This is a genomic window from Vagococcus carniphilus (assembly GCF_014397115.1).
GTDB lineage: Bacteria > Bacillota > Bacilli > Lactobacillales > Vagococcaceae > Vagococcus > Vagococcus carniphilus.
The window spans coordinates 592,416-619,305 of record NZ_CP060720.1; the positions used below are offsets into that span (position 1 = coordinate 592,416).

The 26,890-nt window shown below is 33.6% G+C and carries 30 protein-coding genes, 1 tRNA gene and 2 other annotated features (1 of these 33 running past the window's edge); of the genes, 28 read left to right on the forward strand and 3 right to left on the reverse strand.

The genetic code is table 11. From position 1 onward, the window contains the following. Nucleotides 1-48: a sequence feature (ribosomal protein L10 leader region), on the forward strand; it begins 76 nt to the left of the window's first position. A 35-nt stretch (nt 49-83) separates the two neighbouring features. The 3 genes from rplJ (at nt 84) to H9L18_RS03080 (ending at nt 2,620) form a co-directional block, all read left to right on the forward strand. Further along, nucleotides 84-584 (forward strand): 50S ribosomal protein L10, encoded by a 501-nt coding sequence (gene rplJ / locus H9L18_RS03070; RefSeq protein ID WP_126791156.1) that lies wholly within the window; start codon nt 84-86, stop codon nt 582-584. Nucleotides 585-650: 66 nt separating this feature from the next. Further along, entirely contained in the window at nt 651-1,019 is a 369-nt protein-coding gene (rplL, locus tag H9L18_RS03075) for a 50S ribosomal protein L7/L12 (RefSeq protein ID WP_126791153.1), read from the forward strand. 155 nt (nt 1,020-1,174) lie between these two features. Further along, complete coding sequence (locus H9L18_RS03080) at nt 1,175-2,620, forward strand: nicotinate phosphoribosyltransferase (RefSeq protein ID WP_246433307.1); 1,446 nt, start codon at nt 1,175-1,177, stop codon at nt 2,618-2,620. 53 nt (nt 2,621-2,673) lie between these two features. Here H9L18_RS03080 and H9L18_RS03085 read toward each other — a convergent pair whose 3' ends face one another. Continuing rightward, entirely contained in the window at nt 2,674-4,590 is a 1,917-nt protein-coding gene (locus H9L18_RS03085) for a fructose-1,6-bisphosphatase (RefSeq protein WP_126791327.1), read from the reverse strand. Nucleotides 4,591-4,733: 143 nt separating this feature from the next. Here H9L18_RS03085 and H9L18_RS03090 point away from each other — a divergent pair, with 143 nt between their 5' ends. After that, nucleotides 4,734-5,417: an O-methyltransferase gene (locus H9L18_RS03090; protein ID WP_126791149.1), complete on the forward strand. Its 684-nt coding sequence runs from the start codon at nt 4,734-4,736 to the stop codon at nt 5,415-5,417. A gap of 52 nt (nt 5,418-5,469) precedes the next feature. Here H9L18_RS03090 and H9L18_RS03095 read toward each other — a convergent pair. Beyond that, nucleotides 5,470-5,543, reverse strand: a tRNA-Arg gene (locus tag H9L18_RS03095). Nucleotides 5,544-5,803: 260 nt separating this feature from the next. Between H9L18_RS03095 and H9L18_RS03100 the strand changes: the two genes are divergently transcribed. The 14 genes from H9L18_RS03100 to recN all read left to right on the forward strand — a co-directional run bounded on the left by H9L18_RS03100 (nt 5,804) and on the right by recN (nt 16,242). Continuing rightward, entirely contained in the window at nt 5,804-6,418 is a 615-nt protein-coding gene (locus tag H9L18_RS03100) for a TetR/AcrR family transcriptional regulator (protein ID WP_126791147.1), read from the forward strand. Between the two features lie 81 nt (nt 6,419-6,499). Further along, nucleotides 6,500-6,576, forward strand: a sequence feature (ribosomal protein L21 leader region). A 19-nt stretch (nt 6,577-6,595) separates the two neighbouring features. Beyond that, nucleotides 6,596-6,904 (forward strand): 50S ribosomal protein L21, encoded by a 309-nt coding sequence (gene rplU / locus H9L18_RS03105; RefSeq protein WP_126791145.1) that lies wholly within the window; start codon nt 6,596-6,598, stop codon nt 6,902-6,904. Between the two features lie 24 nt (nt 6,905-6,928). After that, nucleotides 6,929-7,249 (forward strand): ribosomal-processing cysteine protease Prp, encoded by a 321-nt coding sequence (locus tag H9L18_RS03110; protein WP_126791143.1) that lies wholly within the window; start codon nt 6,929-6,931, stop codon nt 7,247-7,249. A 21-nt stretch (nt 7,250-7,270) separates the two neighbouring features. Beyond that, nucleotides 7,271-7,555 carry a 50S ribosomal protein L27 gene (rpmA, locus tag H9L18_RS03115; protein WP_126791141.1) on the forward strand — a complete coding sequence of 95 codons (285 nt, stop codon included), beginning with the start codon at nt 7,271-7,273 and terminating at the stop codon, nt 7,553-7,555. Between the two features lie 129 nt (nt 7,556-7,684). After that, on the forward strand, nt 7,685-8,749 hold the full coding sequence (locus H9L18_RS03120) for a M24 family metallopeptidase (RefSeq protein WP_126791139.1): 1,065 nt from the start codon (nt 7,685-7,687) through the stop codon (nt 8,747-8,749). A gap of 224 nt (nt 8,750-8,973) precedes the next feature. Continuing rightward, nucleotides 8,974-9,402 carry an Asp23/Gls24 family envelope stress response protein gene (locus H9L18_RS03125; RefSeq protein ID WP_126791137.1) on the forward strand — a complete coding sequence of 143 codons (429 nt, stop codon included), beginning with the start codon at nt 8,974-8,976 and terminating at the stop codon, nt 9,400-9,402. Nucleotide 9,403: 1 nt separating this feature from the next. After that, nucleotides 9,404-9,829, forward strand: a complete 426-nt coding sequence (gene nusB / locus H9L18_RS03130; RefSeq protein ID WP_376765010.1) for a transcription antitermination factor NusB — start codon at nt 9,404-9,406, stop codon at nt 9,827-9,829. Nucleotides 9,830-9,917: 88 nt separating this feature from the next. Beyond that, complete coding sequence (locus H9L18_RS03135) at nt 9,918-10,763, forward strand: bifunctional methylenetetrahydrofolate dehydrogenase/methenyltetrahydrofolate cyclohydrolase (protein WP_126791135.1); 846 nt, start codon at nt 9,918-9,920, stop codon at nt 10,761-10,763. A 14-nt stretch (nt 10,764-10,777) separates the two neighbouring features. Then, nucleotides 10,778-12,121, forward strand: coding sequence for an exodeoxyribonuclease VII large subunit (gene xseA / locus H9L18_RS03140; RefSeq protein WP_126791133.1), 1,344 nt, complete (start codon nt 10,778-10,780; stop codon nt 12,119-12,121). Between the two features lie 3 nt (nt 12,122-12,124). After that, nucleotides 12,125-12,355, forward strand: coding sequence for an exodeoxyribonuclease VII small subunit (locus H9L18_RS03145; RefSeq protein ID WP_126791131.1), 231 nt, complete (start codon nt 12,125-12,127; stop codon nt 12,353-12,355). Nucleotides 12,356-12,357: 2 nt separating this feature from the next. Continuing rightward, nucleotides 12,358-13,251, forward strand: coding sequence for a polyprenyl synthetase family protein (locus tag H9L18_RS03150; protein ID WP_126791323.1), 894 nt, complete (start codon nt 12,358-12,360; stop codon nt 13,249-13,251). After that, a complete protein-coding gene (locus H9L18_RS03155) occupies nt 13,251-14,081 on the forward strand; it encodes a TlyA family RNA methyltransferase (RefSeq protein WP_126791129.1) in 831 nt (276 codons plus the stop codon). Before H9L18_RS03150 ends, H9L18_RS03155 begins: the two co-directional genes overlap by 1 nt. Before the next feature lie 23 nt (nt 14,082-14,104). Beyond that, the gene (locus H9L18_RS03160) at nt 14,105-14,551 is read left to right on the forward strand and encodes an arginine repressor (RefSeq protein ID WP_126791127.1); all 447 of its coding nucleotides are present in this window, start codon (nt 14,105-14,107) and stop codon (nt 14,549-14,551) included. A 14-nt stretch (nt 14,552-14,565) separates the two neighbouring features. Then, nucleotides 14,566-16,242 (forward strand): DNA repair protein RecN, encoded by a 1,677-nt coding sequence (gene recN, locus H9L18_RS03165; protein ID WP_126791125.1) that lies wholly within the window; start codon nt 14,566-14,568, stop codon nt 16,240-16,242. Between the two features lie 60 nt (nt 16,243-16,302). Here recN and H9L18_RS03170 read toward each other — a convergent pair whose 3' ends face one another. After that, complete coding sequence (locus tag H9L18_RS03170; RefSeq protein WP_126791123.1) at nt 16,303-16,422, reverse strand: DUF4044 domain-containing protein; 120 nt, start codon at nt 16,420-16,422, stop codon at nt 16,303-16,305. 299 nt (nt 16,423-16,721) lie between these two features. Between H9L18_RS03170 and H9L18_RS03175 the strand changes: the two genes are divergently transcribed. The 10 genes from H9L18_RS03175 to ftsA all read left to right on the forward strand — a co-directional run bounded on the left by H9L18_RS03175 (nt 16,722) and on the right by ftsA (nt 26,878). Continuing rightward, on the forward strand, nt 16,722-17,093 hold the full coding sequence (locus H9L18_RS03175; RefSeq protein WP_126791121.1) for a DUF3397 domain-containing protein: 372 nt from the start codon (nt 16,722-16,724) through the stop codon (nt 17,091-17,093). A 161-nt stretch (nt 17,094-17,254) separates the two neighbouring features. Next, the gene (gene mraZ, locus H9L18_RS03180) at nt 17,255-17,686 is read left to right on the forward strand and encodes a division/cell wall cluster transcriptional repressor MraZ (protein WP_126791119.1); all 432 of its coding nucleotides are present in this window, start codon (nt 17,255-17,257) and stop codon (nt 17,684-17,686) included. 23 nt (nt 17,687-17,709) lie between these two features. Then, nucleotides 17,710-18,675 (forward strand): 16S rRNA (cytosine(1402)-N(4))-methyltransferase RsmH, encoded by a 966-nt coding sequence (rsmH, locus tag H9L18_RS03185; RefSeq protein WP_126791116.1) that lies wholly within the window; start codon nt 17,710-17,712, stop codon nt 18,673-18,675. 5 nt (nt 18,676-18,680) lie between these two features. Then, nucleotides 18,681-19,067 carry a cell division protein FtsL gene (locus tag H9L18_RS03190; RefSeq protein WP_126791114.1) on the forward strand — a complete coding sequence of 129 codons (387 nt, stop codon included), beginning with the start codon at nt 18,681-18,683 and terminating at the stop codon, nt 19,065-19,067. Continuing rightward, on the forward strand, nt 19,067-20,956 hold the full coding sequence (locus H9L18_RS03195; RefSeq protein WP_126791112.1) for a peptidoglycan D,D-transpeptidase FtsI family protein: 1,890 nt from the start codon (nt 19,067-19,069) through the stop codon (nt 20,954-20,956). Before H9L18_RS03190 ends, H9L18_RS03195 begins: the two co-directional genes overlap by 1 nt. Nucleotides 20,957-20,977: 21 nt before the next feature. Next, nucleotides 20,978-21,946 (forward strand): phospho-N-acetylmuramoyl-pentapeptide-transferase, encoded by a 969-nt coding sequence (gene mraY, locus H9L18_RS03200; RefSeq protein ID WP_126791110.1) that lies wholly within the window; start codon nt 20,978-20,980, stop codon nt 21,944-21,946. Between the two features lie 15 nt (nt 21,947-21,961). Continuing rightward, nucleotides 21,962-23,338, forward strand: coding sequence for a UDP-N-acetylmuramoyl-L-alanine--D-glutamate ligase (murD, locus tag H9L18_RS03205; protein ID WP_126791108.1), 1,377 nt, complete (start codon nt 21,962-21,964; stop codon nt 23,336-23,338). Beyond that, nucleotides 23,335-24,429 (forward strand): undecaprenyldiphospho-muramoylpentapeptide beta-N-acetylglucosaminyltransferase, encoded by a 1,095-nt coding sequence (gene murG, locus H9L18_RS03210; RefSeq protein ID WP_126791106.1) that lies wholly within the window; start codon nt 23,335-23,337, stop codon nt 24,427-24,429. The genes murD and murG overlap by 4 nt, the downstream gene beginning before the upstream one ends. Before the next feature lie 11 nt (nt 24,430-24,440). Continuing rightward, nucleotides 24,441-25,403 carry a cell division protein FtsQ/DivIB gene (locus H9L18_RS03215; protein WP_126791104.1) on the forward strand — a complete coding sequence of 321 codons (963 nt, stop codon included), beginning with the start codon at nt 24,441-24,443 and terminating at the stop codon, nt 25,401-25,403. Nucleotides 25,404-25,546: 143 nt separating this feature from the next. Continuing rightward, a complete protein-coding gene (ftsA, locus tag H9L18_RS03220; RefSeq protein ID WP_126791102.1) occupies nt 25,547-26,878 on the forward strand; it encodes a cell division protein FtsA in 1,332 nt (443 codons plus the stop codon). Nucleotides 26,879-26,890 lie beyond the last annotated feature (12 nt).

Sequence of the window (26,890 nt, forward strand, 5' to 3'; positions counted from 1 at the left end):
CAATAGTCCCTCTATGTCAACGGTGGCATGGGGTTTTTTTATTAAAAAAATTCCACCATCTAAATTAACGGAGGTGAAATAAAATGAGTGAAGCATCAATCGCAAAAAAAGCTCAAGAAGTTGAAGTTGTTACTGCTAAGTTAAAAGAAGCTGCATCTGTAGTAGTTGTTGACTACCGTGGATTAACAGTAGACGAAGTAACTGAATTACGTAAACAATTACGTGAAGCAAACGTTGAGATGAAAGTTATCAAAAATGGTATCTTGCGTCGTGCTGCAGAAGCTGCTGGATTAGAAGGTATGGGCGATGTATTCGTTGGACCTACTGCTGTAGCTTTCAGTAATGATGACGTGGTTGCACCAGCTAAAATCATGAATGATTTTGCTAAAGAAGCTAAAGCATTAGAAATCAAAGGTGGTATCGTTGAAGGAAACGTATCTTCAGTTGAAGAAATCGTTGCTCTTGCTAAATTACCTAACCGTGAAGGTTTACTTTCTATGTTACTTTCTGTATTACAAGCACCAGTCAGAAACGTTGCTTACGCAGTTAAAGCTGTATCAGAATCAAAAGAAGAAGTTGCATAATTGTAATTTCGGTTTAAACTAAAAAAATAAAAATTAATCATAATGATTATAACGGAGGATATTATAATGGCATTAAACGTAGAACAAATTATTGCTGATTTAAAAGAATCAACTATCTTAGAATTAAACGATTTAGTAAAAGCTATTGAAGAAGAATTTGGTGTATCTGCTGCTGCTCCTGTAGCTGCTGCTGGTGCTGGTGAAGCATCTGCTGCTGCAGAACAAACTGAATTCACTGTAGAATTAACTTCTGCTGGAGATTCAAAAGTTAAAGTTATCAAAGCAGTTCGTGAAGCAACTGGTTTAGGTCTTAAAGAAGCTAAAGCTTTAGTTGATGGCGCTCCTGCACCAATCAAAGAAGGCGTTTCTAAAGAAGACGCAGACGCTTTAAAAGCTTCTTTAGAAGAAGTTGGCGCTGTAGTAACTGTAAAATAATTTTTATAGTTGAATGTAAAAGGAAAATCTTAGGATTTTCCTTTTTTTATTTTGTCTAAAAATGAAAAAAGAATAAAAAGGTTGAGAAAGTTTCAAGATACACGTAAAATATAGATTGAAAATACATGCGGGATAGAATTGGAGAAGACGAAAAAATGTATAAAGATGATAGTTTGGCGCTTCATACAGATCTGTATCAATTAAATATGATGAAAACATACTGGGAATTAGGTCGTGCAGATTTGAACTCGGTATTCGAATGTTATTTTAGAAAAATGCCTTTTAAACATGGTTATGCTATTTTTGCAGGGCTAGAAAGAGTAATAGATTATTTGGATAACCTTTCTTTTTCAGAGAGTGATATTGCTTATTTAAGAGATACAACAGACTACCCAGAAGAATTTCTTTCTTATTTACGAGAGTTCAAGTTTACTTGTACTGTGAGATCCGTTGTTGAAGGGGAAATGGTATTTAATGACGAACCAATCTTTCAAGTTGAGGGACCTTTAGCGCAATGTCAATTAGTGGAAACAGCAGTATTGAATATTATTAATTATCAAACGCTAATAGCAACTAAAGCTGCTAGAATTAGAGCTGTGTGCGAAGATGACTTGGTGATGGAATTCGGGACAAGACGAGCTCAGGAAATGGATGCTGCTATTTGGGGAACAAGGGCTGCTTATATAGGCGGGTTTGACTCAACCAGTAATGTAAGAGCAGGGAAAATTTTCGATATTCCGGTTTCAGGAACACATGCTCATAGTTTGATTCAATCATACTTAGATGATTATGAAGGGTTCAAAGCCTATGCTTCTACACATAAAGATTGTGTGTTTTTAGTGGATACATTTGATACATTGAAATCTGGCGTGCCAAATGCTATCAGAGTTGCTAAGGAAATGGGAGACAAAATTAATTTTTTAGGTGTTAGAATCGATAGTGGTGATATGGCCTATATATCTAAAAAAGTTCGGAAACAATTGGATGCAGCAGGATTCCCAGATGCGAAAATTTATGCATCTAACGATTTGGACGAATCAACTATCTTAAACCTAAAAATGCAAAAAGCTAAAATCGATGTATGGGGTATTGGGACAAAATTGATTACAGCCTATGATCAACCGGCTTTAGGGGCTGTTTATAAATTAGTTTCGATTGAAAATAGCCAAGGTAAGATGATTGATACGATTAAATTATCTGGTAATGCGGAAAAGGTATCAACTCCAGGGAAAAAACAAGTTTGGCGCATTACAGGGAAGAAAGATGGTAAATCTGAAGGGGATTATGTAACGCTTTGGAATGAAGATCCTAGAAAAAATGATGAGTTGTATATGTTCCACCCAGTCCATACGTTTATTAATAAAACAGTAACTAATTTTGATGCTCGTCCAATCTTGAAAGATATCTATGTTGATGGAGAGCGTATTTATGAGTTGCCTGAGTTAGTAGATATCAAGGAATATGCTGAAACTAATTTAAGTACATTGTGGGAAGAATATAAGCGTAATTTAAATCCTCAAAAATATCCAGTTGATTTATCGATGGAATGTTGGCAACATAAAATGAACACGATTGAAGAAGTTAGAAAGTCAGTTAAATAAGATGGATAAAAAGAAACTGAGACATGAACGAAAAGTCATGTCTCAGTTTCTTTTTAATAATTTAAGTATTCTAATAGAGATTGAAGTTCATTTATTTCTTCTTGTATTTTACAGCCAATTGTCGTGTCGCTGACACGTTTTCTTTCTAATGGACGGTCAACAAGACGCTTCATAGAAAGAATATCGTCATGCTCTTCAATAACTTGTTTTACAGATGAGAAGGGCTTATGGGCGACTAGTTGCATGCCGTAAGAATTATAAAGAAGTGTATAGCCGGCAAGTCCAGTTGTTTTCTGATACGGTTTTGAGAATCCTCCATCAATAACAATCAATTTACCGTTTGCTTTGATAGGGTTCTCGCCTTTTAACTCTTTGATAGGAGTATGTCCGTTGATTAGGTGACTATCTTCACCGTTTAAACCAAATTCTTTAAGAATATTACGAATCGTTTCTTCTTCTTCTCTTAACTTGTAATAACTATTTTTTTCTTCAACATGCGTTTCTTTTTCTTTGATAAAATAGCGCTCAAAAGTGGTCATTTCTTTTTTACCAAATAAAGAAGAACTTTCACCAGACCAGAGATACCATAAAAGATCAGTTTCGTAGTCAGTTGACTCATGAGGCGAACGATATGCTTTTCTTAGAGCGTATTCAAAGTGATCAATTAGCTCTTTTCCTTTGTATACTTTTTCGTTTAAAGTAATGCTCTGGAAGCTGCCGTCTTCGTTTAAGGGGACGCAACCATGAATTAATAAATTCTCGTTATAAACAAGGTACATGCTACCTTTATCTAGAAGAAAGCTAGTATGTCGTTTTAATTTTTCAGAATAAATGAAATTATGTAACAAACGTTCAATTAATTCTTCTTCCTCGATAGTTAATTGTCCTGGATTAAGTGGATCAACTGTTTTAAAACAAGTATCGTGTAACGAGTATGTTTTTTCTTTAATATCAATGGTATTGTTTTGGTAGTCTGTTTTGCTTAGTAATTGACGATGTTCCATATTGAATTCTGGGCGACGTAGGACTAATTGTTCCTCTAATTTAAATTGCAAGATAGCTGCAGCTTGATGAATTTTAGTCGTTTCTAAAATTTCTTCATGGCAAACGTGATCTCCTTCTTCCATTTTTGGTCTAAAAGCTGGATTATCTTCATAGTATTTTTCCGCATAGGTAAGAAGAGGTCTTAAGTTAATACCGTAAGTATCTTCTATAATAGACAAATTATTATAACGTGCAGAAATTCTAATAGTATTCATCATACAAATGGCAGAGCCTGAGCACGCACCAATCCAAATAATGTCGTGATTTCCCCATTGGATATCATGAGAGTGATGTGTCATTAAACGCTCGATGATTTTATCTGGTTCAGGACCTCTATCATAGATATCTCCTACAACATGTAAATGGTCAACTACAAGACGTTGAATGGTGTAACATAAGTCAATAATTAATTTATCACCTTGTTGGAGAGAGATAACGTTATTAATAATTTGGTTGTAATAATTTTTTTTATCTGTTTGATTATCATTTTGGAATAAAAGTTCTTCAATAATATAAGAAAAACGGGAAGGTAATGTCTTTCTTAATTTTGAGCGTGTGTATTTAGATGATGAGAAGCGAATTAACTGAATCAGATAGTCAATTGTCTCTTTATACCACTCATCGGTATGTTCGTCTCTCGTGATCTCTAAACGCTCCTCAGGGTAATAAATAAGAGTTGCTAATTTTTGCTGCTTCTCAAAAGAAAGTGTTTGGTGGAATAATTCTTTGATTTTTTCTTTCACGTTGCCAGAGCCATTTCTTAAGATATGTTGAAAGGCGTTGTATTCTCCGTGGAGATCGCTGACAAAATGTTCGGTTCCTTTAGGTAAGTTTAATATTGCTTTAAGATTAATGATTTCGCTTACAATTTCTTCTGTTGAGTCAAATTTTGAACTTAATAAGTCTAAATATTTATCTTTTTTCATATTTTTCAAATATACCTTTTCCTTTTTTAAAGCTATAATAGGACATTATTTGTCTTTAGTCAAATCTATACCAATTTGTTATTTGTTTTTATGGAGAAAACTTTGTATAATCAACAATGATATAAAGTAGGAAGGATGGAAACATGAGAAATGAAATGATGCATCGTCCGGTATTGAAGGATGAAATTTTAGAATTAGTTAGAAATAGACAAAAACAAATGGGTGGACCATTAGGAGAAGTGCAACAAGAGGCATATGATAATGATGTGCCGATCATTCCGAATGAAACAGCAAGTTTTTTGAAATTTTTTTTAAAACAAATTAAAGCTAAAGAAGTATTAGAAATAGGAACAGCAATTGGTTTTTCTGCTAGTTTAATGGCGCAAACTATGGGAAAAGAAGGTCATGTGACCACTATAGACCGATTTGATGTTATGATTCGCAAGGCCAAAACGACTTTTGAAAAATTAGGTTTATCTGAACAAGTCACTTTGTTAGAAGGAGACGCTAAAGATGTTTTGCCAACATTAAATGGTCCGTATGATTTTATTTTTATGGACAGTGCGAAGTCAAAATATATTGAATTTTTACCGGAATGTTTAAGAGTATTAAAAAAAGATGGGGTTATTATGATTGATGATGTCTTTCAGGCGGGAACAGTTATGCATGACATAAAAGAAGTTCCAAAAAGTCAAAGAACGATTTATCGTAAATTAAATAAACTTTATGACACAGTATTGTCACATCCTGATTTAACTGTCACAATACTTCCTTTAGGGGATGGGGTATTAATGATTAGTAAAGACGTTGAAAAAATAGAACTTTAAAATTAAATAACAAAAAAAGTGAAAGACGAAAGTCTTTCACTTTTCTTTATGACGTCGCAGGAGGGATTCGAACCCCCGACCGTTCGCTTAGAAGGCGAATGCTCTATCCAGCTGAGCTACTGCGACATAGTAGCTTTAAGCAACATGAATATCATAATAAACTTTCCGAGAATAGTCAACCTTATTTTTGAAAAAAATTAAAAAAAATTCAAATCTCTTTTTTCTAATTAAATGTCATAAGATTAAATAGACAATAAGATAAATAGTTGAGGATAATACTAGACAAAAAGGTATGATATGATATATAATCAGTTATGTGTTAGAGAAAGTTGTGGGAGACTTTTTTAAACATAAAAAGATATTAATTTAGTTAAGGGGAATATAATATGGGGAAAATTGATCCGCGAGTAGTAAAAACTCGCAAAAAATTAAGACAAGCTTTTTTAGATTTGTTAAAAACACGCAAATTAAGCGAAATGAATATTAAGGATCTAACAAATCAAGCGGGAGTGACAAGGGGAACGTTTTATTTACATTACCGCGATAAAGATACATTTGTAGAAACCATTATGGAAGAAATCATTGAAGATTTCTATGATAGTGTTATTAACTACGTAGAATTTGAAGGAAATCCAGAAAAAATGATTCCACAAATTGTCTTAGATAGAGTTTTTGAATACATTGGTGAATCACCGGAATTCTTTATTACTCTGTTGAAAGAAAATGATGCTGAAGAATATCGTATGTTATTTAGTGATAAATTATACGATTATATCTTAGAACATGTAAACTATGGAAATTCAATTCCTGTAAGAAAAATGCCTAAAGAGTTAATTAATAACTTCTTAGTATTTGCTTTATTAGGAATCGCAGATGCATGGGTAGTTGAAGGTAAGATTTATGCGAATCATTACATGGCAACAAACGTTGCAAAACTATTCCGTTCAGAATTGTTTATTGAAGTAGGATTAGAAAACTTTTTTGTGTCAGATGCTGAATAAAATAAATTAGACAGATAGGTCAATTTTATATTGACCTATCTTTTTTTTTTTGGTATCATATTAATGTTGTATTTGTGTGCACCACATCTACAACCGCACAAAATAAGTTATTAAGATCATTTGATATGACGCTTATGCTGGCGAGTCTAAGAAAAGAGAAGGAGGTGCGAAACAAACATGTACGCTATTGTAAAAACTGGTGGTAAACAATTAAAAGTTGAAGTTGGTCAAGCGATTTACGTTGAAAAATTAAACGTAGAAGCTGGCGAAAAAGTTGTGTTTGATGAAGTCGTTTTAGTAGGTGGAGAAACTACAAAGATTGGTGCTCCAACTGTAAAAGGCGCAACTGTTGAAGGAACTGTTGAAAAACAAGGAAAACAAAAGAAAGTTGTAACTTACAAATACAAAGCTAAAAAAGATTCTCATCGTAAACAAGGTCATCGTCAACCATACACTAAAGTAATGATCGATGCGATTAACGCGTAATTAAATTAGAAAGTTGGTATCTTGATGATTAAAGCTAATTTTAATGTGAAATCTGAAAAGACTATCGTTTCATTTGAAATGACAGGTCATGCTGACTTTGCAGAAGAAGGTTCTGATATTGTCTGTGCAGCGGCTTCTAGCCTAGCGTTAAATGCCGTGAACAGTATAGAAGAATTGGCTGGTTATCAACCAATAGTAACTATTGATGATGGATATTTATACTTTGAAGTGTTATCAGATTTATCTGAAAAGCAAAAAGAAGTGACGGATATTCTACTTAAAAGCTTACTAATTGGTTTAAAAGGTATCGAAGAAGAGTATAGTCCATATATTCAAGTGAATTAATATCAAGGAGGTGCTTTACCTATGTTAAAAATGAATTTACAATTGTTCGCCCATAAAAAAGGTGGCGGTTCTACAACAAATGGTCGTGAATCAGAATCAAAACGTTTAGGCGCTAAACGTGCTGACGGACAAACAGTTTCAGGTGGTTCAATTTTATACCGTCAACGCGGTACTAAAATTTATCCAGGTGTAAACGTTGGACGTGGTGGAGATGACACTTTATACGCTAAAGTTGAAGGTGTTGTACGCTTTGAACGTAAAGGCCGTGACAAAACACAAGTATCTGTTTATCCGGTAGCTAAATAATTAAATTAAAACAATTCGCTAATTTAGCGGATTGTTTTTTTGTTTTTTTAAAAGACTAGAATTGTTTTGTTTTACGAGTTGATTTTGCTATAATGAGAAATGGAAACGATGTTGAAAGAAGGTTTTTTTATGATAAAACGAATCGAGAAATTAAGAGAGAAAATGTTAGAAGAAAGTTTAACTTCTTTTTTAATTACAAGTCCATATAATTTACGTTATCTAACAGGATTTACTGGAACAACAGGGATGGCTGTCATTACGTTAGATGATGCTTATTTTATTACAGATTTTAGATATACAGAACAAGCAAGTACTCAATGTGAGGGATATGAAATTGTTCAAAACGTTGGTCCGATTTTTGATGAATTAATTGATTTAATCGACGAAAAAGGAATTCCGAATATGGCTTTCGAAGAAGCTCATGTTTCTTTTAAAGAATTTGTTTCATTGGAGATGTTATTAGAAACAGAATTAGTACCTATCTCAGGCATGGTTGAATCATTAAGAGAAGTAAAAGATGAGTTAGAAGTTATTATCATCGAACAGGCGTGTGAAATTGCAGATAAAGCTTTTAGTCACATCTTAACTTATATTAAACCAGGGATGACAGAAATTCAGGTAGCGAATGAATTAGATTTTCACATGAGATCTTTAGGTGCAACAGGAGTTTCTTTTGAAACAATTGTTGCTAGTGGTGTTAGATCAGCGATGCCTCACGGAGTTGCAAGTGATAAAATAATCGAACAAGGCGATTTAATTACAATTGATTTTGGTTGTTACTATAATGGTTACGTTTCTGATATGACACGTACGATTTCTTTAGGAGAACCTAGTCAAAAATTAAGAGAAATCTATGATATTGTTAAAGAAGCACAACAAAAAGTATTAGATGTAGCTAAACCTGGAATGACCGGAGTTGAATTAGATGCAGTTGCAAGAGATTATATTGCTTCTAAAGGGTACGGTGAAGCGTTTGGGCACTCAACAGGACATGGAATAGGTTTAGAAATTCATGAAGGACCTAATGTTTCAAGATTAGCAGAGAAGGCTTTTGTTCCTGGAAATGTTATCACGAATGAACCAGGAATTTATTTACCAGGCATTGGTGGCGTTCGTATAGAAGATGATATGTTAGTTACGGAGAATGGGATTAAGAGATTGACACATTCTGAAAAAGAGCTTATTATTTTATAGAATGGGTAAATAGTTTTAAATGTTAATTATTAACCTAGATATGGTTGATTGTTGATAGTTAGATTAAAAGATGATACAAAAATTCTGTTAAAAGTATGGAAAATGCTTGTAGGAAGATAGTGATTGTAATATCATTATGTATGGCGTATCGAAGGTATAAGAGATTTAACGAAATTAACAATTGATGAATTGATACGAAAAAGTTAACTGAAGGAGGAAGACAGATGGCGGAAAGTAAAAATTTAGTCCTAAGCAATAATAATCAAGAAATTGGTGGCGAAATTGTTGTTGCTCCTGAGGTGTTAGAAGTTATTGTCGGGATTGCAGCATCTAAAGTTGACGGTGTCTATGCAATGCGTGGTAACTTAGCATCAAATGTAACAGAGTTATTTGGTGGTTCAGTACATGATAAAGGTGTTTCTTTAAGAAACGAAGAAGGTAACATTAAAATTGATTTATTCTGTTACTTGAACTATGGTGTGTCTGTGCCTAAAGTAGCCATTGATATGCAAGAAAAAGTGAAACAACAAGTTCTTTATATGACAGATTTAGAGTTGTCAGAAGTGAACGTTCATGTTGTAGGTGTGGTACCTGAAAAAGTAACCTTACCAGACTTGGACGAGTTGTTTGATTCAGAAGATGAGGAAGAATAAAGTGGATTTAACAAGACATCAATTAAGGGAAGTAGCATTTCAGGTGATTTTTTCAATGTTATACAGTGAAGATCTTGAAGTGAATGAGGCGATTGAAAATGTTCTTGAGCATTATGATGAACAAAGTAGTCAAGAAGTTCCTCAGTATCTAGAAGTAGTAGTGACTGGTGTGAAAGAGCATCAAGAAGAGTTAGATAAGATAATTGAAAAACATTTAAAACGTTGGACGGTTAGTCGGATTGCAAAAACGGATTTAGTTATTTTGAGATTAGCTTTATTTGAAATGTTATACATTTCTGATATTCCAGCTAAAGTTTCTTTAAATGAAGCGTTAGAAATAGCAAAAACTTTTAGTGATGACGAATCTCGCCGCTTTGTTAACGGTGTTTTATCATCAGCAATGAACGAAATGGACTCAAGCAATTAGTTTTGCTTGAGTTTTTTTGTTTTGTTTTCTTACCACTCTTATTTTATGCTAAAATGATGATGTATGTGATTAATTCGGAGGTGTTTTTGTGGGGAAGAAATTAGATGGTCGTCTTTTGGCGAACCAGTTACAAGAAAAGTTAAAACAAGAAGTTTCTGAGTGGAAACTTAAAGGGCAACGACTTCCGAAATTAGTGGTCATTTTAATTGGAGAAGATGTAGGTAGCCAAGTTTATGTAAGGAATAAAGAAACAGCAGCTAAAAAAATTGGTTTTCATTCTCAAGTGGATCGTTTGCCAGAAACAACAAGTGAGGACGAACTGTTAAAGAGAATCACTCAATATAATGAAGATCAACAGATTGATGGAATATTAGTTCAATTGCCATTACCAAAACACATTGATGAAGAAAGAATATTATTAGCTATTGATGCAAGTAAAGATGTGGATGGTTTTCACCCGTTAAACATGGGAAAATTATTTATCGGTCAACCAGATAAATTACCTTGTACACCATACGGTATCATGGAGCTTTTAAGAGCTAATGATATTGAATTAGCAGGGAAAAATGCGGTTATTATTGGTAGGAGTAATATTGTGGGTAAACCAATGGCGCAATTATTATTGATGGCTGATGCGACAGTAACAATAACTCATTCTAGAACAAAAAATTTAAAAGAAATTACTCAAAATGCGGATATTATAGTAGTAGCAATTGGACAAGCTGAATTTTTAACGGCTGATTATATTAAAGAAGGTGCAGTTGTAATAGATGTGGGGATGAATCGACATGAAAATGGTCATTTAGTGGGTGATGTTAATTTTGAAAATGTTAGCCCAAAAGCTTCTTATATTACTCCAGTACCTGGTGGTGTAGGTCCAATGACGATTACAATGTTAATGGAGCAAACTGTTAATAACGCAAGAATCAAGTAAGGATAGTGAAAAAGATGACTGAAAAATATTTAACTGTCACCGCACTAACTAAATACATTAAACGGAAATTTGAAGCAGATCCTTACCTGGATAGAGTATTTTTAACAGGTGAGATTTCAAATTTTAGAATGCGTCCTAATGCACACCAGTATTTTAGTTTAAAAGATGATCGTTCTAAGATATCAGCGATTATGTTTAAAGGGGCTTTTAACTCATTGAAATTTCAACCTGAAGAGGGAATGAAAGTTTTGGTGATTGGTCGAATCTCTTTGTATGAAGCAAGCGGTAATTATCAGATATATATTGAACACATGGAACCAGATGGTGTAGGTGCTTTATATCAAGCTCTTGAAAAAAGAAAACAAGAACTTCAAAAAGAAGGGTTATTCAATCCAGATTTCAAACAACCTTTAGTTCGTTTTCCTAAAAAAATTGCCGTTATCACGAGTCCCAGTGGAGCTGTTATTAGAGATATTATGACAACGATAAAAAGAAGGTATCCTATTGTCCAGTTGGTTATCTTTCCAACTCTTGTTCAGGGAGACAAAGCGGCAGCTGATATTACAAGAAGGATCAAGGAAGTAGATGCAATTGGTGATTTTGATACGATGATTGTGGCTAGAGGTGGTGGATCAATTGAAGATCTGTGGCCCTTTAATGAAGAGAATGTGGCTAGGGCTATCTTTGAGGCACGGACACCAATCGTTTCGTCTGTGGGTCACGAAACAGATATAACGATTGCTGATTTGGTAGCTGATGTCAGAGCGGCAACACCTACAGCGGCAGCGGAAATAGCAACACCAGTATTAACAGAAGAACTACTTAAAATAAAAGAAAAAGAAAATCGTTTAAACCAGGCGATGAGTAATCAATTGAAGTATAAAAAGCAGTTATATGATCATGCGATGAACTCTTTTGTTTTTAAACAACCAAAACGTTTATACGAAGCTTTTTCGGTTCAATTAGATATGTTGAATAGGCGACTAGAACAAAGTTTAATTTTAGAGGTTCAGTCTAAAGAAAAAGAATATCGTACCTTAACGCAGAAACTTTATTTTCAACATCCACAGGGAAAAGTTGATGTATCGAAGCAACAAGTTAATTATTTAAATGAAAAGCTATTAACTACTATGCAAAGTCTAATGAAGGATAATCAAACTAACTTGTCTCAATTATTATTAAATTTAGATATGTTAAGTCCTTTGAAGACAATGCTTAGAGGTTATAGTTATGTAACGGTTGATGAAAAAATTATTAAATCGACAACTGAGTTAAAAGAAAATCAAACATTAACAGTTCATTTATCAGATGGAGAAGTTGAGACCAGAGTGTCAGAAATCAAGCAAAAGGAGTTATAGAAGATGGCGAAAGAAAAAACACAAACATTTGAGCAATCAATGGCTGAACTTGAAGTGATTGTGAAACAATTAGAAACTGGAGAAGTTCCATTAGAAGAAGCTTTAGATCAATTCCAAAAAGGTATTGAATTAAGTAAAGTGTGTCAAGACACGTTAGCTAAAGCCGAAGAAACGTTGACTAAGATTATGTCGGATGAAGGTAAAGAAGTTCCTTTTGAAGAAGTGGGTGAATAGTGATGACGAAAACTTATCAAGAATTTGCTGAAAAAAATATTCCTGTTATTGATCGCACGATGTATCAATTTTTGGAAGAGTCAGGAAAATCAGAGCGATTGTTAGAAGCGATGAATTATTCTCTTGAAGCAGGAGGAAAAAGATTTAGACCTTTATTATTTTTAGCAACTGTTTCATTTTTTTCTCAAACATTAGAAAAAACACATTATGAAGTAGCAGCTGCGCTTGAAATGATTCATACTTACTCACTAATCCATGATGATTTACCTGCGATGGATGATGATGATTTAAGAAGAGGAAAACCAACAAATCATAAAGTCTACGGAGAGGCCATCGCTATCTTATCAGGTGATGCTCTTTTAACAGAAGCCTTTCACTTGATGGCGACAATGAAAATAGATAGTGGCGTTCGAACAGAATTGATTCGTTTACTAGCAAAAGCTTCTGGATCAGAAGGAATGATTGCAGGTCAAGTAGATGATATTTTAGGTGAAAATGAGCGGATTAGCTTAAAAGATCTTCAAAAAATGCATAGCAAGAAAACAGGTGCTCTCATTCAATATGCTGTTGAGGCTGGAGTGGTTATTTGTTCTCAACAATTTGAAATGAAAAAATGGTTATTGGAATATGCACAAAATTTAGGAATTGCATTCCAAATTAAAGATGATCTTCTGGATGTCATTGGAGATGAATCGAAAATAGGTAAAAAAATAGGGGCAGATGAAGCTCATAATAAAAATACTTATGTATCTTTATTAGGTTTGGAAGGCGCTAAAAATGCATTTGCTAATCATTGTGAGTTAGCTGAGGAATCTTTAGCAAAAGCCAAAGAGTTGTTGGAAATAAAAGAGCCAACATTATTAGAAGGAATTTTAGAAGAGTTGAAGGTAATCTGATGAGTGAGAAGAAAAGAAAAGAACGAGTAGATGTACTAGTTGTTCAACAAGGGTTAAGTGAAACAAGAGAAAAAGCTAAGCGTAATGTAATGGCTGGATTAGTTGTTGGTGATGTTGACGGGCTCCGTTATGATAAGCCCGGTGAAAAAATACCAGCAGATACTGTTTTAAGATTAAAAGGACAGGTGCTTCCATATGTTTCTCGTGGTGGGTTAAAATTAGAGAAATCAAAAAAATCCTTTGATATTGATTTTTCGAATAAAATTTTATTAGATATTGGTTCATCGACTGGTGGGTTTACAGATGTTGCTTTACAAAATGGTGCAAAAATGAGTTACGCCCTAGATGTAGGGTCTAATCAGTTAGCATGGAAGTTAAGACAAGATGAACGTGTTGTAGTCATGGAAAAAACTAATTTTAGATATGCTAAACTAGAGGATTTTACAAAAGGACAACCTGAAATAGCAACAATTGATGTTTCTTTTATTTCATTAAAATTGATTTTACCTGTTTTAAAAACTATCTTGGCAAATGATGGAGAAGTGGTGGCGTTAATTAAACCTCAATTTGAAGCTGGTAGAGAACAAGTAGGAAAAAAAGGAATTATCCGTGATCGTAAAGTGCATTTGAATGTTTTGAAAGAAGTGTTAGCGTTTATTCAAGAATTTGGCTTTGATGTGATGGCACTAGATTTTTCACCGATTACAGGTGGAGGTGGTAATATTGAATTTTTAGCCTATTTGAAACCTTCTAAGGAAGGCTTAGGTCAGTTTTTAAGTAAAGTATCTCCTGATGAAATTGTGGAAAACTCTCACAGTAAATTAACATAAATTAGTTAACTGGAGGAAATGAGATGAGAAAACAAGAACGACATCGCTGGATAGAAAAAATAATTACTGAAAAAGATGTGACAAAGCAAGAAGAATTGGTAGCAATTTTGTTAGAACAGAATATACCGGTAACACAGGCGACTATTTCAAGAGACATCAAAGAGATGAAACTAGTTAAGGTTCCTAATGGTGAAAAGATATATAAGTATACTATGCCAACTAAAAATAAAACAGGGCAAGTTCGGTTAGAAAAATTATTAAAGAATTCTTTTGTGGATATCACTCAAATGGATAAGATGATTTCTTTAATAACAAAACCAGGTAGTGGATTTGCATTAGGTAATTTGATTGATGAAGTTTATAAAGCAGATATTTTTACGGTGATGTCAAACGATGACAAAATATTAATTATTACTAAGACAGAAAAACAGGCAATCGAATTAGAGAAGAAATTACTGGAAATCGTATGAGAAGGTGACGAGTTATGATACAAGAATTATCTGTTCAAGATTTTGCGATTATTTCAAATTTGAATATCGAATTTAAAGACGGGATGACCGTATTAACAGGGGAAACAGGTGCGGGAAAATCTATTATCATTGATGCAATGGGCTTGTTGGTCGGAGGGCGAGGGTCTAGTGATTTTATTCGAGATGGTACTGAAAAATGTCGAATTGAAGGTTCTTTTTATATAGCGGATAAAGAAGGAATGACCACGTTTTTAGAAACTAAAGGAATTGATGTGTCAGACGGTCTTCTGATTATTCAAAGGGAAATCTATCGAACAGGTCGTAATAATTGTCGAATCAATGGACAGTTAGTTAATACTAAAATGCTAAGAGAAATAGGTAGTCAATTAGTTGATATCCATGGACAAAATGAACATCAAGAATTAATGAATGCTTCTAGACATTTAGGGTTACTAGATAGTTTTGATCAAGGGATATTAGCGCCAATTTTAAAAGACTATCAAAAACACTATGGAATTTATAAAGAACTAACTTCGAAAATAAAACAATTTTATGCAAATGAAAAAGAATACGTTCAGCGGATGGATATGCTTCAGTTTCAGTATGAAGAAATCGAGGCAGCAGCTTTAATAGAAGGTGAAGAAGAGAGTTTGCTAGAGGAACGTAAAAAATTAGTTAGCTTTCAGCAAATTACAGATGCCTTAAAGAATACATATGCTTATATTGAAGGAGAAGAAACACAAGCACTAGATTTAGTTGCTCAAGCAATGAATGAAATGACAAGTATTGAGCACTTGGATCCTTCTTATAAGGAAACAAGTGAGCTAATCCAGACGAGTTACTATTCTTTACAAGAAGCGCTTAATAATGTTTCAGCATTAGTAGATGGACTTGAATTAGATGAAACTAGATTAAGTGAAGTTGAAGCAAGATTAGATACCATTAGACAGCTAAAGAGAAAATACGGAGAGACAGTCGAAAAAGTATTAGCTTATTTTAGTAGTATCTCTGATGAGTTAGCTTTATCTGAATTTGGTGGAATGGATATTGAGAAACTTGAACTTGATTTAACAAAAGAAAAAGAAAAATTAACAGAACTGAGTCGTCTCTTAACACAAAAAAGACAACAAGCAGCTAAACGATTGGAACAAGCTATTCTACTTGAATTAAAAGAGCTGTATATGGAAAACACAGAATTTGAAGTTGTCTTTCAAGAACTACCTAACTTTGGTGAACAGGGCGTTGATAAAGTAGAATTTTTCATATCTACTAATTTAGGTGAAGAATTAAAACCTTTAGTAAAGGTCGCTTCTGGAGGAGAGTTATCAAGAGTGATGTTAGCTATTAAAACCATTTTTTCTCAATCTCAAGAAATTACAAGTATTGTATTTGATGAGGTTGATACAGGAGTAAGTGGTCGAGTAGCTCAGGCTATTGCTGAAAAAATACATCAAATTGGTAAAAACTCTCAAGTGTTGTGTATCACTCACTTACCTCAAGTGGCTGCAATAGCAGATACTCAGTACTTTATAAAAAAAGAAATTATCAAAGATCGAACAGAAACAGCGGTTTGTGAACTTAAGAAAAACGAGCGAGTTGATGAAATTGCAAGAATGCTCTCAGGAGCAGAAGTAACGCCATTAACACTAGAGCACGCTAAAGAGTTGCTATCATTAGCCCATAATGGCTAGAAAAAAATAAAAGGATCGAGTAATTTTAAACTTACTCGACCCTTTTTTTAAAAAAATAGTTTAGATAATACCTAAGCTAGCTAGAGCTCCAAAGATAGAACCGCCAACCATAGCAATTAGCATCACCCAAATAACAACCTTGGTGATCTTTGAAAAAGTACTTGTTGGTTTTTTACTCATTTTGTTTTGACACGTCCTTTAATCAATAATTCAATGATATTAGTTTACACTGATTTGGACATAAAGTACAAGGATTTCTCATAGAAACAAAAAATAATTTGAAAAAAATTGAATCACCTTAACAGATGAACTATAATTATGTACAGGTTAGAAAAATGAAAAGAACCTTTGTGTAATGATTGTTACAAAGAAGTAGTGTAAAGTTTATTAGTTGTTATTAGATTGACATCTATATGACGTATAATATCATTAGTCTTAGTAGTAATTATTAGCGAGGAATTGTGAAGGGATACTATTACATGCAAAAATTAACAATAGCCACTTTTTTTTGGTATGTTTTTCCAATCGTACTATTATTTGTGAGCTCTCTCATTATTAAAAAAACATCACTAGAAAGAAAACATGGCGTTAAAGCACCCGATATAGCAACTCCATTTTTATTGGTGGGGATACATTACTTATCCCGTGCTACTTTTGATGAGAGTTTTTTACCTTATACATTACTGATTGTGTTATTAGTTTCTATGTTGATTGCAGTTTTCCAAGCGTATCAATTTAAAGAAATTAAGTATAAACGCTATTTAAAGATGGTTTGGCGTGTGGTTTTTTTAGTAACATTGCTAATTTATTTCCTCCTTATTATAGCTAGCATCATTTTATATTTGAATTAAAAACTAAGACAATAACTAGTATACTTTCTAGTATTGTCTTTTTTGTTGTCAATTTGCTTACAATGTATACCAAATGTTAATTTTTTTTATAAGATTGTGGTAGAAAGTGGGTGAATGTGGTAGACTAGTCCTAGTGAGTGGCGACTGTGAGGTGACCTTGTATGTTCATGGGTGAATATCAACATAATATTGACTCAAAAGGACGTCTAATTGTTCCTTCAAAACTACGAGATGACTTAGGAGAAAAGTTTGTCGTAACAAGAGGAATGGATGGATGTTTATTTGGCTATCCAATGGACGAATGGGCACAGTTAGAAGAAAAAATGAAAGATATGCCACTTTCAAAAAAAGAAGCAAGAACTTTTGTCCGCTTCTTTTATTCCGCAGCAACAGAATGTGAAATTGATAAACAAGGAAGAATTAATGTTCCTTCAAATTTAAGAAAATATGCACAATTAGAAAAACCGTGCGTCATTATTGGTGTTTCAAATCGAATTGAGATTTGGAGCGAAGAGCGTTGGGATGAATTCTCACAAGATGCTGAAGAGAATTTTGATGATATTGCTGAAACGATGATTGATTTTGGTTTTTAATTTAAAGGTTGGAGAAAGAAAATATGTCAGAAACATTTGAACATGTCACGGTTCTTTTAAAGGAAACGGTAGACGGATTAAATATTAAACCTGATGGTGTCTATGTTGATTGTACATTAGGTGGTGCTGGCCATAGCCAGTATCTTCTCTCACAACTATCAAACAAGGGTCATCTGTATGCATTTGATCAAGATGAGACAGCGCTGAAACACGCTAAAGTAAAATTGACTAAAGAGATGGAAGAAGGAAAAGTAACATTTATTCAATCCAATTTTAGGCATTTGAAGAGTGAATTAGCTAAATATGATGTTAGTGAGATTGATGGGATTTTGTATGATCTAGGTGTTTCTTCTCCTCAGTTAGATGAAGGAGAAAGAGGATTTAGCTATCATCAAGATGCACCGCTAGATATGAGAATGGACCAACAAGCAGAACTAACTGCTTACCATGTGGTTAATGAATATAGTTATGAAAAATTAGTAAAGATTTTTTTCCGTTATGGAGAAGAAAAATTTTCAAAGCAGATTGCTAGATTAATTGAGAAAAAACGGATGGATGCCCCAATTAAGACAACAGGAGAATTAGTTGATTTAATTAAAGAAGCTATACCTGCTCCTGCTAGAAGAAAAGGTGGACATCCAGCTAAACGAATTTTCCAAGCGATTAGAATTGAAGTAAATAGTGAATTGGATGTTATTGGTGAGTCTCTAGAACAAGCAATAGAGCTACTAAACCACACTGGAAGAATTAGTGTGATTACATTCCATTCTTTAGAAGATAAAATTGTTAAAAATATTTACAAAGAATACAGTCAACCAAAAGATTTGCCCCCTGGTTTACCAATAGTTCCTGTTGAATATCAACCAACGTTGAAATTAGTCAACAGAAAACCAATCGTTGCTTCTGAGGAAGAGTTAGAAGCTAACAATCGTTCAAGAAGCGCAAAACTTAGAGTGGCTGAAAAAATAACTCCTGAAAGGATGGTCTAGGTAATATGTCTTTAGCAGAAAAAAAAGAAGAACAATTATATGATTATTCTCAAAACCTACCATCTGTTGAGGAGAGAAGGTTGAAGGAGCCTGTGCCATTTGTGGTTCCTCAGAGTAAACTAAAAAAAGTGAGTAAATTAGAAAAAATTGTTTTTTGCGCATTCGTAGTGACATTTCTTTTCTTATCAATTGCCACTATTAAAATGACAACAGCTATCAACAGAGAAGAAGAAGCTATTACAACGGTTCAACAAGAAATGAATGCCTCAAAAAATAGTATCGAAAAATTGGAGCAAGAAAAAAATGAATTGCTTAGGGCTGACCGAGTAAAAGGAATTGCAGAAAAGTCAGAGATTGAGTTGAGAGAAGATAATATAAGGAAAATAAAATGATGAAAGAACTTAGGAAAAAAGTAAAGAAAAAAATAAAATCCAAGAACTTAACACCAGCTGGCAATAGAAAAAAAGTCGGAATTATTCTTTTTACGACCTCTATTGCCATTTTCCTTCTTTTTGCCGTGCGTTTTATCTACATCATTGGTGTTGGTAAAGTCGGTTCTGAAAGTCTAGACAGTAAAAGACAAGAATTGTACCAGGGAAGTAGCATTATAAAAGCAAAACGAGGAACCATTTATGATCGAAATGGGCAACCAATTGCTGAAGATGCTACTTCCTATTCGTTATATGCTGAAATAGGAAAAGACTACATTGGTTTAAATAATAAGGAGTTATTTGTTCATGAAAAAGATCATGATAAAATAGCAGACATATTTTTAAAACATGCTGGAATAAAAAAAGAAGTGACGCTGAAACAGTTAAGTAAAAAAGTTAAAAAGAACAATAATGGCATGTATTATGGCAGTACTGAGTTTGGTTCAAAAGGAAAAAATTTATCCCTTGAAACAAAGAAAAAAATTGAAAAAGATTTAGAAAAAGAAAAAATTACAGGTGTTTACTTTACAGAACATCCAGATAGAATGTATCCAAATGGTCAGTATGCTTCTTATATAGTTGGCTATGCACAGCCTGAAAAAGCAGATGAAGCTGACTCTAAAATCACTGGTAAGAATGGTATGGGAATTGAAAAAGCCTATGATGATATTTTGAAGGGTGAGGATGGTTTTAAATATTTCCAAAAAGATAGTAAAGGAAATGAACTTCCTGGTTCGGTAATCGTTGATAAAGAAGCAGTTGATGGAAAAGACATCTATACGACTTTGGATTCAAACCTTCAACTTAGACTTGAAGAAGTAATGGATGATGTCTTTAAAAATGCTACACCAGATGATATTACAGCCATGTTGATGGACGCTAAAACTGGAGATATTTTAGCAGCGTCTCAAAGACCGACATTTGATCCTCAAACAAAGCAAGGATTGTATGAAGAAAAAGATAAACCAGAACCAGTTTGGCAAAACTTATTAATTCAAACACCATTTGAACCTGGTTCAACAATGAAAGTTTTTACGGTTGCTTCAGCAATTGATTCTGGGAATTTGAATGAAAATGAAACATTTAATTCAGGTAAAATTCAAGTATATGATGCAACCATTAACGATTGGAAGCCAGAAGGAAAAGGCGCTTTAACTTATCGTCAAGCCTTGTCTTGGTCAAGTAACGTTGGGATGGTTTTACTGGAACAAAAAATGGGAACTACTTGGCAAGAGTATTTACATAAATTTGGTTTCGGGAAGTCAACTAAATCGGGACTCCCCTTTGAAGAAGCCGGAACAATTCGTGATAAAAACCCAGTTGATACAGCTATGTCTTCTTTTGGACAAGCAATCGGAGTAACGAACTTCCAAATGATGCAAGGCTTTACAGCTATTGCAAACAAAGGAACGATGTTAAAACCTCAATATATTGAAAAAATTACGTCAAGTAATGGAAAAGACGAAAAAGTTTATGGCCCCAAAAAAGTTGGCGAACCGATTAAGGAAGAAACAGCGACTAAAGTATTGGATTTCATGAAAGATACTGTTGAAGATCCTGATTATGGAACTGGTTACGGTGTATATGGTATTGATGGAGTTAGTGTTTCTGCTAAAACAGGTACGGCTCAGATATTTGAAAATGGTAAGCTTTTGACAGGTGCAAATGATTATCTTTATTCTGTTGTTCAAATTGCACCAACGGAAGACCCACAATATATCATGTATGTAACAATGAAACGTCCAACTATTACTGGAGAGCATGGAAGTGCGCAACAGTTAATTGCTGATATTTCTAATAGTATGTTAAAACATGCTTTTAAAGTAGACACGTCAGGAACACAAGAATAAAGAACGAAATAGGAGAATATTATGACACTACCACAATTACTCATACCCCTTTCTTTGGGGTTTGCTTTTGTTTTAATGGCAATGCCGCAGTTTATTGCCTTTTTTAAAATGAAAAAAATGGGGCAAGCAGTTCGAGAAGAAGGACCACAAGCTCATTTAGCTAAAACAGGAACACCAACTATGGGTGGTGTGATTTTTCTGTTTAGCATTTTATTAGCATCAATTATTACGGGTATTTGGCAAAAAGAATTAACAACCTCTTTTTGGAGTATTCTATTTATTTTAGGGTTATATGGTTTATTAGGATTTTTAGATGATTTTATTAAAGTCTTCAAAAAAAGAAACTTAGGATTGAATTCTAAACAAAAGTTAATTGGTCAAATTATTGGTGGAATAATTTTATATGCTGTTATGAAAACAGAAGGTATTAGTGATTTACTTCATATTCCCTTTTTGGGAGAAGTTAATCTAGGGATTGTTTATGGCGTTTTCGCAGTGTTTTGGTTAGTAGGATTTTCTAATGCTGTTAACTTAACAGATGGTATTGATGGGTTAGTTTCTGGCTTAGGTTCAATCTCATTTGGAACATACGCTATTATTGCCTGGCACCAAGAGCAATATGATATTATGTTGATTTGTATTGCCTCAGTGGGTGCATTATTAGGGTTTTTAGTTTACAATAAAAAACCAGCTAAGATTTTTATGGGAGATGTTGGCTCATTAGCTTTGGGTGGAATGTTAGCAGCTATTTCAATTTTACTCCATCAAGAATGGACATTACTTTTAATTGGTCTTGTTTATGTAGTTGAAACAGCTAGCGTTATTTTACAGGTTGGTTCATTTAAACTAACTGGTAAACGTATTTTTAAAATGTCTCCTATTCACCATCACTTTGAATTAAGTGGTTGGAGTGAATGGAAAATTGATATTGTTTTTTGGATAGTAGGATTAGTCATGTCAGGCATAACATTAGCCATTTTATACTTGTAAGGAGAAGCGATTGGAATGAAAGCAACAGCAAAATATGCAAATAAGAAAATTTTAGTATTAGGTTTAGCAAGAAGCGGTGTTGCAGCTGCCAAATTATTACACCAATTAGGAGCATTTGTCACAGTAAATGACACAAAAAAATTGGATGAAAATCCAGAAGCACAAGAATTATTAGCTTCAGGGATGACTGTAATAACTGGTAGCCATCCAATTGATCTACTTGACGAAGGGTTTTCTTTAATTGTAAAAAACCCTGGGATTCCATATACGAATCCTATTCTCGAAAAAGCAATGGAAAGAAAAATTCCTATTATAACAGAAGTTGAGATTGCTTATGACGTGTCAGAAGCAAATATCGTAGGGATTACCGGTACAAATGGGAAAACAACTACTACAACAATGATTGCTGAACTTTTAAATAGTCAAAGAAAAGTAGGGGAAGCAAAACTAGCAGGAAACATTGGCTTTCCAACAAGTGATGTTGTTTTAACAGCTACATCTAATGATACGTTAGTGACGGAATTGTCAAGTTTTCAATTAATGGGAATAGAGAATTTTGAACCTAAAATAGCTGTTATAACGAATCTTTTTGAAGCACATCTTGATTATCATGGAAGTCGTGAAGAATACGTTAAAGCTAAATGGGCCATTCAAAAAAATATGACATCAGAAGATTACCTTGTTTTAAATGGTAATCAAGAAGAGGTTAGACAATTAGCTAAAATAACAAAAGCTAGAGTCTTATTTTTCTCAACTACAACCATTGAAAAAGAAGGAGCTTATCTTTTAAATAGTAATTTGTATTTTAAAGAAGAAAAAATCATGAATGCTGACGAGTTAGGTGTTCCGGGAAGTCACAATGTTGAAAATGCTTTAGCAGCAATTTCAGTAGCTAAGTTAATGGGAATTTCTAATGAGGCAATTCGCTCAACTTTGATGCGTTTTTCTGGTGTTCCACATAGAACTGAGTATATTGGTGAATTCTCTAATCGAAAAATTTACAATGATTCTAAAGCAACAAATATTTTAGCTACTGAAAGAGCATTGAGTGGCTTTGAAAATGAAAAATTAATTTTAATCGCAGGTGGATTAGATAGAGGTAACGGCTTTGATGAATTACTACCATCGATTGCTAACCTTAAAGGACTAGTTGCTATTGGAGAAACAGCAGATAAGTTAGTTGCAACTGCAGAAAAAGCAAATGTCAAGCATGTGAAAAAAGCAAGTAATATGGATGAAGCAGTTAATTGTGCATGGAAAATTAGTGAAGAAAAAGACGTGATTTTATTATCACCAGCTTGTGCAAGTTGGGATCAATATAAAAATTTTGAAATTCGTGGAGAAGCATTTATTAAAGCAGTAAAACAAATAGTAAGTAGGGAAGATAAATGAAAGTATTAGTCTCAGGTGGTGGAACAGGTGGACATATTTATCCGGCTGTTTCCTTAGTTAAATATATTCAAAAAAAGCATCCTGATGCGGAATTTCTTTTTGTGGGAACTAAAAAAGGTTTAGAAAGTAAAATTGTTCCAGATCAAGGAATCCCATTTGAAACAATAGAAATTCAAGGATTTAAAAGATCATTGTCTCCAAGTAATTTTAAAACAGTTTATTTGTTTTTAAAGAGTATTACGGATGCAAAAAAAATAATCAAAAAGTTCCAACCAGATATTGTTATTGGAACAGGAGGCTATGTATGTGGCTCAGTTGTTTACGCCGCTAATAAGTTGAAAATACCAACAATTATCCATGAGCAAAATAGTGTGGCCGGAGTAACTAATAAATTTTTATCTCGATATGTGGATAAAATTGGTATTTGTTTCTCGGATGTAGCAAAAGATTTTCCAAGTCAAAAAGTTGTAATGGTCGGAAACCCGAGAGCTCAGGAAATTGCAGGGATTGGAAAGTCGGATGTCTTAAAAGAATACGAATTAAATCCAGAAATACCGACTGTATTAATTTTTGGTGGTAGTCGTGGAGCTATGGCAATCAATAATGCTGTACTTGAAAGTTTACCAATACTAGTAGATAAGAAATATCAGGTTCTTTATGCATCAGGCGACATTTACTTTGAAGAAGTTGATAAAAAATGGCAAACATTAAGTGAAGATAATCAGAATATTAAAGTAGTTCCTTATATTAAAAATATGGAGCATGTGCTAAGAAACGTAGATGTTGTGGTTGGTAGAGCGGGTGCGACATCCCTTGCAGAAATTACTTCATTAGGTTTACCTTCTATTTTGATTCCAAGTCCCAATGTGACAAATGATCATCAAACAAAGAATGCTCAAAGCTTAGTCAATAAGAATGCTGCTTTAATGGTTCGAAATGCTGATTTAAATAAAGAAACACTAGTTTCAGCCATTGATGAATTAATGATGGACACTGAGAAAAAAGAATCGATGGCAAAAGCTTCTAAAGCTGAAGGGATTCAGGATGCAACTGATAGATTGTATCGATTAATTGTTGAACTAACTTCATAGGAGGGTTAAGAGTGACTGACAAAGACAACGAAAAAAAAGAAAATAAAAAACAAGACCAGTTAATGTTAACCACACAAGATGAAGAAAAAACAACGGAAAATATGAATCAACGAATTGAAAATAACAGTGGTATAGGAAGCACCGAATTAGATAATGGAACTAGCGAGGAAAAAGAAAAATTTAGTTTTAGTGCATTAAAATATAGTCAAACACCAAAAGAAAAGGAATTGTTTAAACGCTTATCTTTTATTTTGAGTATCTTGGCTATAGGAATTTTTATTACTCTTTATTTTATTTCACCATTTAGTAAAGTGGACCAAATTATTTTATCAGGAGTGAAAAAAAGTAATGCAGATGAAATTGTTGCTTCTTCTAAGATAAAATCGGACAAAAGTTTGTGGGAACAATACTTTAAAAAAAGTGAGCTTAGTGCAGCAATTGTTAAAGAAAATCCAAGAGTAGAGACAGCTAATATTTCTTTAGAAGGTTTAAACAACTTGAAGATAACTGTTAAAGAGTATGCAACGATTGGTTATGTGAAGAATGGAAATGATAATTTTGAAGTTTTATCAAATGGGAAAATTTTAAAAGAACCTGTTCAAGATATGGGTAAAGAGCTTCCTCTCTTAGTAAACTTTAAAGAGGGAGAAAATCTATCCGAATTTTTAGAAGCTTATCAAAAATTTGATGATAAAACAAAAAATAATATCGAGAACATTGAATCATTAGCCACAAAAACAAACCCATTCAGAATTAAATTTAAAATGAGAGATGGCAATGAAGTTATTGGTCTTTCAACTACGATTGCTGATAAGATGGCTTTTTACGATAAAATTGCTTCAGAAATGAAAGATAAGGGTGTTATTGATATGGAAGCTGGAACATCAGGCGTTTTTTCATATCCATTTAAAAAAACTGAATCGACTGAGACCTCTGAATCTAGTAGTTTAGAACAAGCAGATATAGTGCAGTAATGAATTGAAAAATAATAATGAAAAAAATAGTAACAAATATAGCATTCTTCTTTATTTAATACCCTATTTTATGATAGAATGGTGTGAGGTATTATGCAATAATAGAGGAAGACTCTGTTAGAAAATAGGAGGGAACACCTTTCATGGCAAAAACAGGAATACATGTGAGTCTTGATATTGGAACAACTTCAGTGAAAGTCGTAGTAGCTGAGTACATAGAAAATCAAATTAATATTATTGGTGTTGGAAACGCAAAATCAAAAGGGTTGGACCGTGGGATTGTCATTGATATCGACAAGGCTGTCCAATCTATTCAAAGAGCAGTTAAACAAGCAGAAGAAAAATCAGGCGTTCAAATTAGAAGCGTAAGTGTAGGAATTCCAGCGAACTTATTACAAGTTGAAAAATGTGAAGGAATGATTGCTGTTAACACGGAATCAAAAGAAATCACTGCAACAGATGTAAAAAATGTTGCTTCAGCAGCAGTTGTTCGTTCAACTCCTCCAGAACGTCAAGTGATTACTTTAATTCCTCAAGAATTCAAAGTAGATGGATTTGAAGGAATTAAAGATCCAAGAGGAATGATTGGTGTTCGTTTAGACATGAAAGGCTTACTATTTACAGGGCCTAAAACAATCGTTCATAACATTAGAAAATGTGTGGAGAAAGCTGGCTTAGCAATTGAAGAAATGGTTATTACACCATTGGCACTTGCTGAATCAATTCTTTCAGATGGTGAAAAAGACTTTGGAACAACAATTATTGATATGGGTGGTGGACAAACTACTACTTCAGTTATGTACGAAAGAGAGTTGAAATTCTCTCACGTAGAACAAGAAGGTGGCGAATTCGTTACTAAAGATGTTTCTGTTGTTTTAAATACATCATTAACAAATGCTGAAGCGTTAAAAATTAATTACGGTTATGCTTACCCAGAAAGAACATCATCTAACGAAGAATTTCCAGTTGATGTGATTGGTAAAAACGAACCAGTTAAAATTGATGAGCGCTATTTATCAGAAATTATCGAAGCTCGTGTTGAGCAAATCTTTACAAAATCTAAAGCTGTTTTAGATAGTATTGATGCTCTTAATTTACCAGGTGGAGTTATTTTAACTGGTGGAGCAGCAAGTTTACCAGGCGTAGTTGAACTGGCAGCTGATATTTTTGGAACCAATGTAAAATTATACGTTCCAAACCATATGGGCTTGCGTAACCCAGTTTTCGCAAATGGAATTGCAATCGTTGAGTATGTTGCTCAATTAGATGAAGTTTATCATGTAACTAAATTAGCTATTTATGATAACAAGAAAAAGACAGTTAAACCAAACAGAGAAGTTCAAGTAGAACAACCAAAACCTGAAGTAAAACCTGTTCAACCACAAGAAGTAGTAGCAGAAGTTAATGTGGAAGAACCAGAAAAAGAAGGAATTGGAAACAAGTTTAAAGGTTTCTTGTCTAACATATTCGACTAATATCCTAGGAGG